Source organism: Paraburkholderia sp. SIMBA_027, from assembly GCF_046535315.1.
GTDB classification, from domain to species: Bacteria; Pseudomonadota; Gammaproteobacteria; order Burkholderiales; family Burkholderiaceae; genus Paraburkholderia; species Paraburkholderia tropica.
The window spans coordinates 88,610-103,437 of record NZ_JAWRWY010000002.1; the positions used below are offsets into that span (position 1 = coordinate 88,610).

Annotated in this window: 13 protein-coding genes; 5 read left to right on the forward strand and 8 right to left on the reverse strand. The window is 64.8% G+C overall.

The features are described from left to right. The 4 genes from SB764_RS03380 to msrB form a co-directional block, all read right to left on the reverse strand. Positions 1–1,260: a sensor histidine kinase gene (locus SB764_RS03380; protein ID WP_110328132.1), complete on the reverse strand. Its 1,260-nt coding sequence runs from the start codon at positions 1,258–1,260 to the stop codon at positions 1–3. Positions 1,261–1,416: 156 nt separating this feature from the next. Continuing rightward, complete coding sequence (gene msrA, locus SB764_RS03385; RefSeq protein ID WP_065058952.1) at positions 1,417–2,133, reverse strand: peptide-methionine (S)-S-oxide reductase MsrA; 717 nt, start codon at positions 2,131–2,133, stop codon at positions 1,417–1,419. A gap of 69 nt (positions 2,134–2,202) precedes the next feature. Beyond that, the gene (locus tag SB764_RS03390) at positions 2,203–4,104 is read right to left on the reverse strand and encodes a cytochrome c biogenesis protein DipZ (protein ID WP_410862663.1); all 1,902 of its coding nucleotides are present in this window, start codon (positions 4,102–4,104) and stop codon (positions 2,203–2,205) included. 40 nt (positions 4,105–4,144) lie between these two features. Further along, a complete protein-coding gene (gene msrB / locus SB764_RS03395) occupies positions 4,145–4,678 on the reverse strand; it encodes a peptide-methionine (R)-S-oxide reductase MsrB (protein WP_065058972.1) in 534 nt (177 codons plus the stop codon). Positions 4,679–4,843: 165 nt separating this feature from the next. On the opposite strand from msrB, the gene SB764_RS03400 reads away from it, so the two are divergent. Then, positions 4,844–5,605 (forward strand): response regulator transcription factor, encoded by a 762-nt coding sequence (locus SB764_RS03400; RefSeq protein WP_065058950.1) that lies wholly within the window; start codon positions 4,844–4,846, stop codon positions 5,603–5,605. Beyond that, on the forward strand, positions 5,602–7,101 hold the full coding sequence (locus tag SB764_RS03405; RefSeq protein WP_176080554.1) for an ATP-binding protein: 1,500 nt from the start codon (positions 5,602–5,604) through the stop codon (positions 7,099–7,101). The genes SB764_RS03400 and SB764_RS03405 overlap by 4 nt, the downstream gene beginning before the upstream one ends. A gap of 96 nt (positions 7,102–7,197) precedes the next feature. Here the strand turns inward: SB764_RS03405 and SB764_RS03410 are convergent, their stop codons facing one another. From SB764_RS03410 to SB764_RS03420, 3 genes are all read right to left on the reverse strand, one after another. Next, positions 7,198–8,895, reverse strand: a complete 1,698-nt coding sequence (locus tag SB764_RS03410; protein ID WP_410862665.1) for an ABC transporter permease subunit — start codon at positions 8,893–8,895, stop codon at positions 7,198–7,200. Beyond that, on the reverse strand, positions 8,880–9,896 hold the full coding sequence (locus tag SB764_RS03415) for an ABC transporter ATP-binding protein (RefSeq protein ID WP_074985760.1): 1,017 nt from the start codon (positions 9,894–9,896) through the stop codon (positions 8,880–8,882). Before SB764_RS03415 ends, SB764_RS03410 begins: the two co-directional genes overlap by 16 nt. A gap of 80 nt (positions 9,897–9,976) precedes the next feature. Beyond that, positions 9,977–10,993, reverse strand: coding sequence for an ABC transporter substrate-binding protein (locus tag SB764_RS03420; protein ID WP_173816841.1), 1,017 nt, complete (start codon positions 10,991–10,993; stop codon positions 9,977–9,979). A gap of 272 nt (positions 10,994–11,265) precedes the next feature. On the opposite strand from SB764_RS03420, the gene hisN reads away from it, so the two are divergent. The 3 genes from hisN to SB764_RS03435 all read left to right on the forward strand — a co-directional run bounded on the left by hisN (position 11,266) and on the right by SB764_RS03435 (position 13,385). Next, a complete protein-coding gene (hisN, locus tag SB764_RS03425; protein ID WP_065058947.1) occupies positions 11,266–12,057 on the forward strand; it encodes a histidinol-phosphatase in 792 nt (263 codons plus the stop codon). 74 nt (positions 12,058–12,131) lie between these two features. Further along, positions 12,132–12,902, forward strand: a complete 771-nt coding sequence (locus tag SB764_RS03430) for a DeoR/GlpR family DNA-binding transcription regulator (RefSeq protein ID WP_065058946.1) — start codon at positions 12,132–12,134, stop codon at positions 12,900–12,902. Between the two features lie 45 nt (positions 12,903–12,947). Next, entirely contained in the window at positions 12,948–13,385 is a 438-nt protein-coding gene (locus tag SB764_RS03435; RefSeq protein ID WP_074985757.1) for an NUDIX hydrolase, read from the forward strand. 83 nt (positions 13,386–13,468) lie between these two features. On the opposite strand, the gene SB764_RS03440 is transcribed toward SB764_RS03435, so the two are convergent. Next, complete coding sequence (locus SB764_RS03440; protein WP_410862668.1) at positions 13,469–14,746, reverse strand: SUMF1/EgtB/PvdO family nonheme iron enzyme; 1,278 nt, start codon at positions 14,744–14,746, stop codon at positions 13,469–13,471. Between the last annotated feature and the right edge of the window lie 82 nt (positions 14,747–14,828).

Below are 14,828 nucleotides of genomic sequence, written 5' to 3' on the forward strand. Positions count from 1 at the left end.
TTATCGATGGGTGCCGTCGACGGCCGTCGTGGGGACCGTGAAACGGAAGCACGTGCCGGCGGCCGTGGAGCTTTCGACCCAGATACGGCCGCCGTGCGCGTCGATGATCGACCGGGCCACTGCGAGGCCCATGCCCATGCCGTCGACTTTGGTCGTGAAGAACGGTTGAAATAGCGAGTCCAGCGTCTCGCTGCTCATGCCCGAGCCCGAATCGCAGACTTCGAATAGCGTTTCACCGTTGTCAATGCGCCGGACCGATAGCGACAAGGATCGAATGGTCGAACGGCTCGAATCGATTGCGTGAATGCCATTCAACAGAAGATTGGCCAGCACCTGCTGAATCTGAACGGGATCGGCGAAAATGGTGGCGTCGTCGGCAATTCGCCGTGCAACGGTAATCTCCTTTGCATTGGCTTCCGGCGAAACGAGAAAAAGCGCGGCATCTATTGCCTGGCTGGCGGGCGCGCAAATGGATTGCACGGGAACCTTGCCAAGAAATCCGCGCATTTTCCGGCAGATATCGGTAGCATCGCGCGCCCAGCGCGCCGCATTCTGAATCGACGAGAAAGCCTCTTCGACGTCCGGTATGTCGCGAGTCAGCCAACGGGCAGCGGCATCCGCATAGGTACTGGCGGCCGAGAGCGGTTGAGTGATCTCGTGCAGTATCGATGCCGAAAGTTCGCCGAATAAGGACACGCGTGCAGCACGCGCCATCTCTGCGCGGAGTGCCTGCAATCGATCGTTGTTTTCCTTTTGCTCCGTCACATCGAAAGCATAAAAGCAGAGCCGCCGATAACCTTCTGCGTCGCGGGGCAGCGAGCAGCGCCAGACGATTGGCACCTCCTTGCCCTTGAAGGTGACGAGCGTGCGCTCGCCTTGACATGCCGAACTGCCGTCGAGCATCGCCCGATAGACGACAATGTTGCTTTCGCGATTCGCTGGCAGCAGCTTCCGGGCGGCGTCGAAAAAGCCCTCTTTTGAACTGGCCTCGAACAGCTCCAGCACGGCGTGGTTTGCCTCAACGAACGAATGGAGTCCACGCAACTCGTCGATCGCGTGGGGGTGGGCATCGAAATAGTCGTCGAGATTCGTGACACCCTGGTCGCGTATTGCCTGGATCGCCAGGTAGACGCGATACCAGTCCTCCACCATGATCGGAATAGGCGCCGACAGGAACAGGTCATTGTGGGCGAAGTCCGGCGCCTGGCTGTGCGGTCCGCCGTGCGCGGCGGATTCGGCAACGAAAGGGAACGCCTGCATGCTACGTCAGAGACATAGGTTAATCGTCGAGAGTGATAGTTAGCCTGGCGCAATGGAGAACGCGTTGTGTCCTCAACACACGGGTGACTATACATTAAAAAGTATTGGTTAATCGCCGCTTCACTAATCCGGAATCTCTCCGCTTTACCCGCGCGGCTATGACGGGGAGTGTGCGGCGGCCTGAAACAGAACCGGCTGGGTTCGATAAAGCGTGGGGAACAGATTCTTCAGTGCATTGACCTTCGGCATGTCGTTAATCGCGATATAGGGGTAATCGGGATGAAGAGCGAGAAAGTTCTGGTGGTAATCCTCGGCGGTATAAAAGCCCTTGAAGGTCTCGATGCGCGTCACAATCGGGCTCGAAAAAACATGTGCGCCCTGTAATTGCGCGATATAGGCTTGCGCCACGTTGCGTTGTTGCGGATTCGTCGGGAAGATCGCCGAGCGATACTGGCTGCCGTGGTCCGGGCCCTGATAGTCGAGTTCGGTCGGATCGTGGGCGACCGAAAAGAACACCTGCAGAATCCTGCCGTAGCTGATCACGGTGGGGTCGAAAGTAATCCGCACCGATTCTGCGTGGCCGGTATCGCCGTCGCTGACGCGTTCGTATTGGGCCGTATCGGCCGCGCCGCCGGTGTAACCGGACGCCACCTGCGTGACGCCGCGCACATGTTCGAACACGCCCTGGACGCCCCAGAAGCAGCCTCCCGCCACGACGGCGGTTTCCGGGTGAACGCCATTCGGATGCTCGTCCTGAACCGGTGCGGGAATCGAGACGGCGCGTTCGTCGGAATGGGCGCTGCGCTGCCAGAGCGCGACGGCAAGCAATGCGATAGCCGCGGCGCCGTAACGGGCGAATCGGGTGGAGTGCATGAAAAGCGGTTTCACGATGTCATCCTTGCCGGCGCGAAGCGCGCCCGGCGAACGTGGTGGGTTGGGCGATTAACCGAAAGTGAATGCGAAGGCCTGCACGCCCGGATCGAGAAACTGGATCGCAAAGGTGTGATCGGCCACGTCGCCGGGTTGGCGGACGAGTTGATAGAGACGCTGCTGCGTAATCACGCCGACGCCGTCCGGCGCAACGTCGCTGCCGTGTGCGTGCTCCGGCGCCTTGTCGTCCACTGTCACGCGAAAGCGCACGGGTTTGCCGTCAGGCCCGGGGCCCAGCACCAGATGAAGGTCTCGCGCGTGGAAGCGGTAGACGATTTCGCCGCCCGGCGTTGCCAGCGTGGCGTGCTCCGCGCCGACGCTCCATTCGCCCGCGAGTCCCCAGTGGTTGAGCTCGGGATGCGAGGGCGCGCGATAGTCGCGGGCCCGGTCCTGGGCGAAGCCGCCCGGCGACGCGAAGCCTTCGGCACGCTCGAAGCCGATATAGGTTTCCGGCGAACGCATATCCGCATTGTCGGCTTGCATCTGCACGCCGCGCTCCGCGGCGCCGCCCAGACCGATCGGCACATTTATGGCCTCGGGGTGGCCCGCTTCCACGAGCAGTTGCTGAATGACGCGCTCGGACTGGTCATAGTCGCCTTCACCGAAATGCTGGTAGCGAATCCGTCCCTGGGCATCGGCGAAATAATGGGCCGGCCAGTACTGGTTGTCGAACGCGCGCCAGATCGCGTAGCGGTTGTCGATCGCCACCGGATAGTCGACGCCGAGGTCGTGCACGGCCTTGCGCACGTTGTCGATGTTGCGCTCGAAGGCAAATTCGGGCGCATGCACGCCAATTACGACGAGCCCCAGATCGCGATACTTGCCGGCCCACGCCTTGACGTACGGCAGCGAGCGCAGGCAGTTGATACACGAATACGTCCAGAAGTCGACGATCACTACCTTGCCGCGCAAGGCCTGAGCCGTCAGCGGCGGCGAATTCAACCATTGGACGGCGCCGTCGAGCGGCGGCAACTGGCCGAGCACCGGCAGTGTCGTCGTCGCCGGGCGCAGGGCGTCGGCGGCGCGCATCATCGCGCCGCCGTTGGCCGCCATCGCGCCTGCCGCCATCGTGTTTTCGCTATCCGCGCGCCCGGTCGGCGTATTCGTGGTCTGCGCGGTCTGGGTGGTCTGTGCGCCAATCGACGATTCCGACGAATTGACCGCGCCGCTCATCGCCATCGCGCCGTGTTTCGACGGTGCGAAGGTATCGACGAGATGCTGCTCCAGTCCGCCGGTCGCGACCGGCGAAATGCGTGTGAGGACGCCCGTGTCCAGCCCGAGCGCCACGGCGGCGACGCCGGCGAGCATCGCCACGCCAATCCCGCGCCGGATCCATTCGCCCGCGCCCAGCGAGCGCTTCATGGCGGCGAAGACCCGTCCGCCCAGCAGCAGCGCGACGGCCAGCGACGTCGCGGCGCCGGCCGCATAGGCCAGCAACAGCAGAGTCGTGCCGATGCTTGCGCCTTGCAGCGCGGCGCCGGTCAGGATCAGGCCGAGAATCGGGCCCGCGCAGGGCGCCCACAACAGCCCCGTCGCGATGCCGAGCAGGAACGAGGCGCCGACGCCGGGCGCGCGCGCCTGCTGCGTCGTTTCGGTCAGCCGGTTGCCGACGTTCACGAGCGGTTGCATGATGCGCCCGGCGAGGCGCGGACTCAGCAGCGTGATGCCGAAGACGGCCAGCAGCACGATCGCGAGCCAGCGGCCATATTCGTTGGCCTGGGCGACCCAACCGCCGCCCACGGCGGCGAGCGTGGCGACCGCCGCGAAGGTCGCGGCCATGCCGCCGAGCAGCGGCAGGCCGGAACGCACGAAGGGTTGATCGGCGCGGGCGAACACGAAGGGCAGCACGGGCAGGATGCAGGGGCTCAGGATGGTGAGCACGCCGCCGAGATACGCCAGGGTGATGAGTAACATGATGGTGTTGGAAGAAGCGATAGCGGATCGATCGACGCGCTCAGGCCGCGTGGGGCGTGAAGGTCATGGCGACGCCGTTCATGCAGTAGCGCAGGCCGGTCGGCTTCGGGCCGTCGTCGAAAACGTGCCCGAGATGGCCGCCACAACGACTGCACAGCACTTCGGTGCGGGCCATGCCGAACGAGAGATCCTCGCGCTCGATCACGGCGTGCGGCAGCGGCGCGTAAAAACTCGGCCAGCCGGTGCCGCTGTCGAATTTCGTGCTCGAGGCGAACAGGTTCGCCGCGCAACCCGCGCACGCGAACGTGCCGTTGCGGTGCTCGTGATTGAGCGGACTGGTGAAGGCGCGCTCCGTCCCCGCATTGCGCAGCACCTCGTATTGGGCGGGCGTGAGGCGCTTGCGCCATTCGGCTTCGGTATGCTCCACGGCGAAATGCCCGGCGGCGCCGGACGCCGCACGCATGGCCATCGCGCCGCCGGCGGGCTGGGCGGCCTTCGCGCGCCATTGACCGAGCGCGGCCATGACGGCGAGCGCGCCGCCGCCGGATAGCAACAGGCGTCTACGAGTATTCATGAGGTTCTCCGTGTTCGTTACACGAAGCATAGGTAGCCGCCGATCTCGAAGTCCTCACGAAAAGTAAAATTAAATGTGATAACTCCGGGCCGGAATTTTCTGCACAATGAGCGATTTAATCCGGATCTTTCATCGGAGCGCGCCGCGCCGGGAACCGAAAACCCCATGGATCAGACCAAACGCGTACTCATCGTCGAGGACGACGCGGATATCGCCAACGTGCTCATGCTGCATCTGCGCGACGAGCATTACGAGGTCGTGCACAGCGCCGACGGCGCCGAAGGGCTGCGTCTGCTGGAGCAGGGCGGTTGGGACGCCTTGATCCTCGACCTGATGTTGCCGGGCGTCGACGGCCTGGAAATCTGCCGCCGCGCGCGGGCGATGACGCGCTACACGCCAATCATTATTACGAGCGCGCGCTCGAGCGAGGTGCATCGCATTCTGGGCCTCGAACTCGGCGCCGACGACTACCTCGCCAAGCCCTTTTCGGTGCTGGAGCTCGTCGCGCGCGTGAAGGCCCTGCTGCGCCGAGTCGAGGCGATGGCGAAGGATGTGCGGCTCGAAGGCGGCACGCTGATGCTGGGCGGTTTTTCGATCGATCCCGTGACGCGCGAAGCGCAGGTCGACGGCAAGCGCATCGAGCTGACGCCGCGTGAATTCGACCTGCTTTATCACTTCGCGCGCCACCCGGGCAAGGTGTTCTCGCGCATGGAACTGCTCAACGCCGTGTGGGGGTATCAGCATGAAGGCTACGAGCACACCGTCAACACGCACATCAATCGCCTGCGCACCAAGATCGAAGCCGATCCCGCACAACCGGTCCGTATCCTGACCGTGTGGGGACGCGGCTACAAATTCGACCCGCTCACGCCATCGACGTCCGGCAATGCCGCGCCTCGCAACAGCGGACAAGGAGACGCGCCGTGAGACTGTCGTTGACGCAGCGGATATCCGTCGTGTTCTCGGCGTTGCTGCTCGCGTGCTGCGGGGCGTCGGCGTGGTTGCAGATACGGGCGTCGGATCTGCACGATCAGGAGGTCATCCAGGCCTTGTCGCACGACCTCGCGTCCCACATTGCGCATAGCTCGGCGCTCATGGGCGCGGACGGCCCGAGGCCCGCCGCGTTACGCACCTTGTTCGGACAACTGATGGCGGTGAATCCCAGTGTCGAGGTTTACCTGCTCGACGCCAGCGGCCGCATCACCGGCGACGACGCGCCGCCGGGACACATCCGGCGCACGCGCGTCGATCTGCAACCGGTGCAGCGCTTTCTCGCCAATGACGCGTTGCCGATTCTCGGCGACGATCCGCGCAGCGTGGATGCGAAGAAGGTGTTCAGCGCCGCCGTTGTCCCGGGCGCCGACGGGCGGCTGGCGGGGTATATCTATGTCGTGCTGATCGGCGAAGCGCGCGATGCGCTGGCGACGCGGCTCGCGCACAGCACGGTGCTGCGCACGACGCTTGGTTTGATGGCCGTGGTTGCGTCGCTCGGCCTGTTCGCCGGTCTGATCGCGTTTGGTCTGATCACGCGCCCCTTGCGCCGTCTGACCGACAGCGTGAGCCGGATCGACGCGTCGATCCAGGCGGGCTCGGAGCCGGTGCCGCTCGTGCTGAGTCGCCCGGCGGCGCACACGGGAACACGCGACGAGATCGCCATTCTCGAACGCACGTTTGCGCAGATGGTCGAGCGCATCGGCATGCAGTGGCGCGAGCTCAAACGTCAGGACCAGGAGCGCCGCGAACTCTTCGCGACGATCTCGCACGATTTGCGCACGCCGCTCACGTCGCTGCATGGCTACCTCGAAACCTTGTCGCTGAAGGACGACACGCTCGAAGGCGTCGAGCGTCGCCGCTATCTGGCGATCGCGCTGACCCAGAGTGCGAAGGTGGGACGGCTGGCTCAATCGCTGTTCGAGTTGGCGCGCCTCGAACATGAGAACGTCCAGCTCACGCTGGAGACGTTTCCCCTCGCGGATGTCGTGCAGGACGTGTTCCAGAAGTTCGAGCTTGCGGCGCAGGCGCGCCGGATCCGCTTGCGAGCTGTGGTCCCGCCGCGTTTGCCTGCCGTTTGCGCCGATCTCGCCATGACCGAACGCGTGTTGACCAATCTGCTCGATAACGCGATCCGCCATACGCCCGAAGGCGGCGAGGTCAGCGTCGAGCTGGCCGGCGAGGATAGCAAGGTGAGGGTGGTCGTGAGCGATACCGGGCCGGGCATCGCGCCCGAACTTCGCGCGAATCTGTTCAGGCGTGCATTCAGCTCAGGCGACGCACGTCGCCAGGGCGGCCTCGGTCTGTTGATCGTGCAGCGGATGCTGCAACTGCACGGCAGCGTGATCGAGCTGATCGAGCGGGATCAGCGCGGCGCGACGTTCAGTTTCAGGCTCGACGCCGCGCCGCTGCGAACGGCGCCCAGGACGTAGGCGACTCGTCTGCCGTCGTGGGTCGGTGTGAGGTGTTGCGAAGGGCTTACACGCGTCGACACGACGAGCCGCAGCCTGGCCACGGCGATTCACCTCTCAGCGCACGACGTCGCGTCGCAGCATCACGCGCTTCATCGCAAGACGCATCAGACCAAGGGCAAGCGACGTCACGACCATGATGCACGTGGAGTAAGCGGCGGCTTGCGAAACGAAGCCGTTTTCATCAAGTTGCATGACGGCCACCGAAGCGAGATTCAGCGAGGGCGTCACGAGAAAGACGACAGCCGAGAGCGTCACCATCGAGCGCATGAACAGAAAGAAAAACACGCTCACAGCCGTTGCGGCGATGAAGGGCAGCACGGCGTCCTGAAGCGCATGGCGCAGGCCGCCGCCCAGGCAATCCACGACTTCTTCGAGCGCCGCCGGCACCGCGCGCAAGCCCGTGCTCATCGTGAGAAAGCCCTGCGTGTGATAGTGGTAGAAGTTGCAGAGCACGATCACGGTGGCGCTACCGTAGAGCCATGTCGCCAGCGGGCCGCTGTTGAACGCGAGAATATAGGCGAGTCCCACGACCATTCCCGGCACGGCGGCCGGCAGCACGGACACGGTGTAAATCAGTCGCGACACCGCGCCCGGCATGCGGCGCGCGCCATAGCTCAGCGAGAACAACAGCAGCACGCCCAGCGCGGCCGCCGCGAGCGAGATTTCCAGCGACGTGACGATCGCGCCATATCCGCCCGACAATTCGCCCCCGTAGTTGGCGAGTGTGAGTTCGAGGCGGTACGGCCACAAGCGCACAAAACTCGCAAAGACCACGGTCGCGACGGACGCGGCGATCGGCAACAGCGTGAGCAGGCAACCGACGCCGAGCAGCGCGTCACGCAGGCGATTCGCGCGCGGCGTCACCGGTACGCGGCTCTCCGATGCGCCGCCGAATTGCCGTTGCGAAGCGATGCGCTCGATATACACCGAGGCGAGCGATGGCAGCAGCAAGACCATGCCGACGGCCGCGCCCATGCCGAAATTCATCTGCCCGGACACCTGGTTATAGATCTCCGTGGCGAGCACGTGATAATTGCCGCCGATCACTACCGCATTGCCGAAGTCGGTGATCGTTACGGTGAATACAACGAAGGCCGCGGACAGCAGGCCAAAACGCGCATTTGGCAAGGTGAGGGCGAAGAATTGCTGCCAGCGTCGTGCGCCGAGCACGTCGGCGGCATCGTAGTAGCGGGCGTCCGATTGTGCGAGCGCCGCGCCGATAATCAGCACGGCCTGCGGCAACGCGTAGATCACGTCGGCGATCAGAAGTCCCCAGAAACCGTAGATTTCGACGTCCCAGCCGGTCCATTTGTGCACGAGGCCGTTGCGCCCGAGCAGGAACAGCATGCCGAGGCCTTGCATCAGCGAAGGCGCGAGCATCGGCAGCAACAGCGTCGCGCGGATCGCGTTCGGCGCGGGCAGACGCGAGCGCTGCAAGGTGAACGCGATCATGAAGCCGAGCACGATGCTCACGAGCGTCGTCGCGGCGCTCAGGACGAGGCTGTGCCACGCCGCTTCGAGCATGCCGGGCGTGCGCCAGAGCGCGACGTAATTGCCCACGCCCAATCGCGCGTCGCCGTTCAGGAGGCTGTGCCACGCGATGACTGCAAGCGGATAGAGGAAGAACAGCGCGAGGCAGGCGAGCGGCACCACGACCATCGCGACGCGCAGCACGGCGCCCATCGCGCGGCCCGTGCGCTCGACGCGCGGACGATTCGTGGCGGCAAGCGAGGCGCTCATGCCGCCACCCATGCGCAGCGATCGTTGGCCACGGAAAGAGTGACCGGCGTGCCCGCTTCCATCGGCAGGCCGCGCGGCTGCTCGGCGAGCAGTTCGCGCCCGCACCAGTGCACGCGGATGCGCGTCGTGCTGCCCAGAAAAGTCGAGTCGATCACGCGGGCGCTCGCGCCTTCATTGTGCGCGCCCGGCGACACGGTGAGATCCTCGGGACGTACGCACGCTTCGAATGCCGTATCGGCGCCGCCCGGATGATGCGCCATCAAGGCGGGGAACGCATCGCGCACCCACGTCGCCGGCAACAGATTCGAGGTGCCGATAAAGCTCGCCACGAAGCGCGTGCGCGGCCGCTCGTACAGCTCGCGCGGCGAGCCGATCTGCTCGATGCGGCCGTGATTCATGCAGATGATCTTGTCGGCGAGCGTGAGCGCCTCTTCCTGGTCGTGCGTCACCATGATGGTGGGAATGCGCAGACGGCGCTGGACGTCGTGAATTTCCCGGCGCATTTCGACGCGCACCTGGGCATCGAGCGCGGAAAGCGGTTCGTCGAGCAGGAGCAGCGAGGGATCGACGGCGATCGCGCGCGCGATCGCGACGCGTTGCTGCTGACCGCCCGAAAGCTGGCCCGGATAGCGCCCGGCGAGATGCGGCAGGCGAATCAGTTCGAGCAGCTCCTTGCAGCGGGCCTCGATCTGCGTGCGCGGCACGCCGCGTATCTTCATGCCATAACCGATGTTCTGCGCGACCGTCATGTTCGGAAACAGCGAGTAGGACTGGAACACGATGCCGAAGCCGCGTTCGCGCGCGGGCATCTCCAGCAGCGAGCGCGTCCCCATCGTGACGCTGCCGCCATCGGCGTCGAGCAGGCCGGCGATGATGCGCAGCAGGGTGGTCTTGCCGCAGCCGCTCGGACCCAGCAGGCAGACGAACTCGTCCTCCTGCACGTCGAAATGAATGCGTTCGAGCGCGACGTGCCCGGCAAAAGTCTTGAAGAGATCGGAGACGGTGAGATGCATGGGTGACTTCCCTGAGTGGCCAGGCGAGGTTGCCCGGCGTTGCGCCGGGCATGAAACGGACTGCGGGAATGCGCGACGGTTTAATGCATCACGTCGGTCTTGAAGCGCTTGAGCACCGCATCGTGCATCTTCGCGGACGCGGCGAAGTCCATCGGGTACAGCACCCTGGAAACATCGGCGGGCAGGCCTTCGGCGATCTGCTCGGGCGTCGGCTTGATGCCCGGCGTCGTGACGATTTCCTTGTATTGCTGATAGAGCTTCGCGGCGTCGGGCGAGGCGACCCATTCGAGGAAGCGCTCGGTATCGGCCTGATGCGTCGAACTCTTCAGCATGCCCGAGCCTTCGAGTTCGTAACCCACGTACTTCGACGGAATCACCATCTTCACCGGAAATCCGGCCTTGATCGACTGCATGGCGACGAACGCGAACGATGCGCCCACCGCATATTCGCCGGTGCGCGCGAGCTTGCACGGCTGCGAACCCGATGGCGTGAACTGCGCGACGTTCGCGCCAAGACCCTTGAGGATCTGCCAGCCCTTGTCCTCGCCCGCGCCTTGCAGGATCGCCGCGATTTGCAGATAGCCCGTACCCGACGAAGCCGGGTCGGGCATCACCACGTTGCCCTTGTAGACCGGTTTGGCGAGGTCTTCCCACGAAGTCGGCATGGGCAGCTTCTTCGCGGCGAGCGCGTCGGTGTTCACGCAGAGCGCGGCCATGTAGCCGGTCGCGGCGAACCATTTGCCGGCCGGATCGCGGAACTGCTTCGGCAGGCTCGACACGTTCTTGCCGCTCACCGGCGCGAGCTGGCCCGCGATGCGGGGATCGAGCAGATTCGTGAGCGCTTCGCCCCAGACCGCGTCCGCGTGCGGCGCGCCGGACTCGGCGATCATGCGCGCGGCCAGGTCGCCCGTGGACAGACGCAGCACGTTGACCTGCACGTCGGGCATCGCTTTTTTCGCGGCGGCCAGATACGTGGCGATTTCGTCGCTTTCCAGCGCGGAATACACGGTGATCTGCCCGGCCTGAGCCGCGTTCGAGATCGTGCACGAGAGCAGCCCGAGGGCAAAAAGCGAAGTCAGTGTCTTGCGGATACGCATTGCGATCTTCCTGAATGAGTGAGAGGCGACCGAAGAAAGGAACCCCACAAGGTCACAAGGCGCGCGTTGCCGTCTGTGTCGAACCGTGTGTTTGCGCTGTGTGGTTTTGTGGATATTTGCAGAATATTGGCATTGGGTCTAGCAATCAAAAATATCTGCTGCCATGATGGCGACACCACGAAAGCGAGCCTTTCGCGCCCTGGGCGCGGAGGTTTTGCCACACTGTTCACATCACGGCAGCGTCAGCGCTGCCCCAGAAAAGGGCATTCAAGATGAGTCAGGAAAGCGACGATGTGCTGCGCGAATGCGAGGCATTTGCGGTGCAGCTCGCCGACGAGGCACGCGAGATTTCGCTGAGCTATTTCCGCAAGAAACTCGACATCGAAACCAAGTCGGACGAGAGCCCCGTGACCATCGCCGACCGCGAGATCGAGGCGCATATCCGCGCGCGGCTCGCGCAGCGCTTTCCCGCGCATGGCATCTTCGGCGAGGAACACGGGCGCGAGCGCACCGACGCGCAATATGTGTGGGTGATCGATCCGATCGACGGCACGCGCAGTTTCGTGACGGGCTGGCCGATCTGGGGCACGCTGTTCGCGCTGCTGCGCGACGGCGAGCCGGTGCTGGGCATCATCGATGCGCCGGTGACCGGCGAGCGCTGGATCGGCGGCATACGGGGCGCGTGCGACGGGCAGGGCGCAACGCTGCGCACGAGCGGCTGCACGCGGCTCGCGGCGGCGCACGTCTACGCCACCTCGCCCGACATCTTCGATGCAGCCGAACTGGCGGTGTTCGAAGCGGTGAGCCGCGCCGCCGCGAGCCGCCGGTTCGGCGGCGATTGCTACAGTTACGCGATGGTCGCGGCGGGCTACGTCGACGCCGTCGTCGAAGCGGGCTTGCAGCCTTACGACTACCTGGCTATCGTGCCGGTCGTGGAGGCCGCGGGCGGACGCGTGACGGACTGGCAGGGCCGCACGGTGGGCATGGGCAGTGACGGGCGCATCATCGCGGCGGCCACGCCCGAACTGCATGCGCAGATCCTCGAGATCACGCGCCGTCTTTGAGCGCGCAAACGGAGCCGGATTAGCGATGAGGGGACAAGCGATGAGGGGACAAGCGATGAGGGGGCAGACAGTCCATGCTGGTTGAGGAGCGATATCGCCGCATTCGCGCGCTGTTGAAGGCGCACGGCACTGTGTCGGTCGATCATATGACGGAGGCGCTCGGCGTCTCGCGCGAAACGATTCGCCGCGATCTCGTCGAGCTCGACACGGCGGGCGAAATCCGCCGCGTGCATGGCGGCGCGATGTTCGTGGAGAGCGAATTGCCGATCAGCGTGCGCGCGGGCATTCGCGTGAAGGAAAAGCGTGCGCTCGCGCGCGGTGCGCTCGCGCATATCGGCAGCGGACAGACGTTGTTCATCGACGCCGGCACCACGACGGCGATTCTTGCCGATGCCCTCGCTTCGCTGAGCGGTCTGCACATCGTCACGAACTCGGTGGCCGTCGCCAACGAACTGGCGGGCGAGCGCGCCGCGAAGTCGGGCGGCCATGCCGTGCATCTGCTTGGCGGCGCATTCAATGCATCGGTTGGCGCCACGTATGGCGGCGCGGCGATTGCCGAGGTGCATCGCTTTCACGCCGATATCGCCTTGCTGTCGCCGGTCGGCGTGGATGCGGTGCATGGCGCGACGAGCTTTGTCCAGGAAGAGGCGGAAATGGCCGATGCCATGAGCCGCAACGCGAAGCAAACGCTCATCCTGGCGGACTACTCGAAAATCGGCGTGCGCAGCAGGGTGGTGTCGTGTCCCGTCGAGCGTATCTCCGCGATTGTGACGAACAGTCGCGCGGCGAAATCGGCTGATGCACAAGCGCTGGCCGAGGCGGTGCGCGCGATCGAATATGTTTAAGCTATTGCTTCGAATGACGCGGCGCCCAAGCCGAGCCCTGGACACATGAAAGAGCGAGCTACCGTTGTTTGCTGGCAGCGTGACCGGATCCTGCTGGTGGAAAGAGGACGGTCGCGCTGGTCACTCCCGGGCGGGACGATTTCGCGAGGCGAAACACCGCTCGAAGCCGCCGCGCGTGAACTCATCGAAGAGACCTCGCTCGAGGGCCACGCACTCGACTATGTTTTCCAGTTCGGCGGGCTGAACAAGCGCCATCACGTGTTCTTCACGCTCCTGCCGGACGATGCGCGGCCGAAGCCGAGCAATGAAATCGTGAGCTGTCGCTGGTTCCGTCCCCGGAAGGTCGGCACACTCGTGGCGAGCGTGCCGACCCGGCAGATCGTCGCGCTGCTTTTTGGAGCGGCGGGCACGGCGTCGGACTTCGACGTGGCTGCATCGAATACGCGCGGAAAGGATGATGCGAGGCTGGAGTTTGTGCCTTGAGGATTTTGGGGCACGTGGGGGCACGGCATTGCGCCAGTGAAGCCGCTCAAGGCGCCTTCACAGGTCAACGCACGCTTTTTTCCTCAACCCTTCGCACAACGAAACCCTGCGTACACGTATTGATAACGCGGCTGAAACCAGTTGCGGAACGTCGGCCGCTGCATGCAGCCCGCGGTGCGCGCGGAGCCGCCTTTCATCGCGTAGTGCTGGCCGTCGAAGAAGTTGGCCGAATAGCCTTCGTAGAACGGAAACGGCGTGAAGCCGCGCAGCGGAGCGAACACCGTCGAGGTCCATTCCCAGCCGTTGCCGTATAGGCCCTCGACGCCCCAGGTGCTGGCGCTGTCCGGCGTCGAGTCGACGGCGACCGGGTCCCAGCTGCGGAAGTCGAAGTTGTCGGTTTCGCCGGGCAACGCGCCGTGCGCCGCGCGCTGCCATTCGGCTTCGGTCGGCAGCCGCGCGCCGCGCCAGCGCGCGAAGGCGCTCGCTTCCGCGTGGCTCACGTAGACGGGCCACGCGAGCGGCAGCGGAATATCGTCGAACATCGTGCGTAGACGCCAGCCCTGCGCACCGCGATGCCAGAACACCGGATGCTCGATGCCTTCGGCCTCGCGCCACGCCCAGTCGGCCTCGGTCCACAGTTCGCGGCGGCGATATCCGCCATCGTTCACGAAATCGAGAAACGCGCCGTTCGTGACCATATAGCGGTCGATCTCGAACGCGGGCACATCCACCTGCTCCTCGCCGAATTCGTTGTCCCAGCCGAACAGGCCGCGTTCGAGCGTCATGCCGAGCTCGGTGCGGCCGGCCGGCACGCTCACCGTTTCGGGCGTCACCGCATAGAGGTGGTCCGCGATCGCGCGCGCGGCGTCCGGCGCCTGCTTTTGCTCGAACGGCAACTGATGGAGCATGTAGGAGAGCGTCTCCACATGCATCAGACGATGCTCGATCGCGACGTTCAGCAATTGCCCCGGCGTGTCGTGCATGGACGCGTCGGGCGCCAGATCGAGTCCGGCGAGTCGTGCGTCGATACGCGTGCGGGCGTCGCGTGCGTAGTCGCGCACGGCGTCGAGGCCCGGCCAGTCCGAGGGAATGTCGGTCGGCAGCGCGCCATCGACGGGATCGATGCCGAAGGCGAACAACTGGTCGAGTTTCGCGTCGGCGGACGGCAGATCGAACAGGCGCTGATCGAACAGATTACGGTCGAACGCTTCCAGATGGCCGATATAGAACACGATGCGATGGCGCTCGCGAATCGGGCGTTCGTAGAGGAATTCGGGCTTGACGAGGGCGAAGAGCGCGTCGCTGGCCGCGCGTGCGTCGGCGAGGCGGGCGGCGAGCGTGGGCGTGGTCGGGAGCTGCATTGCGGCGAGTCTCCTGGCTTGGGCGGTGAGTGAGACTCTACCGCTGCGCACGCGCTGTGCCAATGCACTTCGGACGACGGCG

Coding starts and splice junctions, on each gene's coding strand:
- SB764_RS03400 (WP_065058950.1), top strand. CDS start 4,844: ATGGATCAGACCAAACGCGTACTCATCGTCGAGGACGACGCGGATATC.
- SB764_RS03410 (WP_410862665.1), bottom strand. CDS start 8,895: ATGGGTGGCGGCATGAGCGCCTCGCTTGCCGCCACGAATCGTCCGCGC.
- SB764_RS03440 (WP_410862668.1), bottom strand. CDS start 14,746: ATGCAGCTCCCGACCACGCCCACGCTCGCCGCCCGCCTCGCCGACGCA.
- msrB (WP_065058972.1), bottom strand. CDS start 4,678: ATGAATACTCGTAGACGCCTGTTGCTATCCGGCGGCGGCGCGCTCGCC.
- SB764_RS03420 (WP_173816841.1), bottom strand. CDS start 10,993: ATGCGTATCCGCAAGACACTGACTTCGCTTTTTGCCCTCGGGCTGCTC.
- SB764_RS03380 (WP_110328132.1), bottom strand. CDS start 1,260: ATGCAGGCGTTCCCTTTCGTTGCCGAATCCGCCGCGCACGGCGGACCG.
- SB764_RS03435 (WP_074985757.1), top strand. CDS start 12,948: ATGAAAGAGCGAGCTACCGTTGTTTGCTGGCAGCGTGACCGGATCCTG.
- hisN (WP_065058947.1), top strand. CDS start 11,266: ATGAGTCAGGAAAGCGACGATGTGCTGCGCGAATGCGAGGCATTTGCG.
- SB764_RS03390 (WP_410862663.1), bottom strand. CDS start 4,104: ATGTTACTCATCACCCTGGCGTATCTCGGCGGCGTGCTCACCATCCTG.
- msrA (WP_065058952.1), bottom strand. CDS start 2,133: ATGCACTCCACCCGATTCGCCCGTTACGGCGCCGCGGCTATCGCATTG.
- SB764_RS03415 (WP_074985760.1), bottom strand. CDS start 9,896: ATGCATCTCACCGTCTCCGATCTCTTCAAGACTTTTGCCGGGCACGTC.
- SB764_RS03430 (WP_065058946.1), top strand. CDS start 12,132: ATGCTGGTTGAGGAGCGATATCGCCGCATTCGCGCGCTGTTGAAGGCG.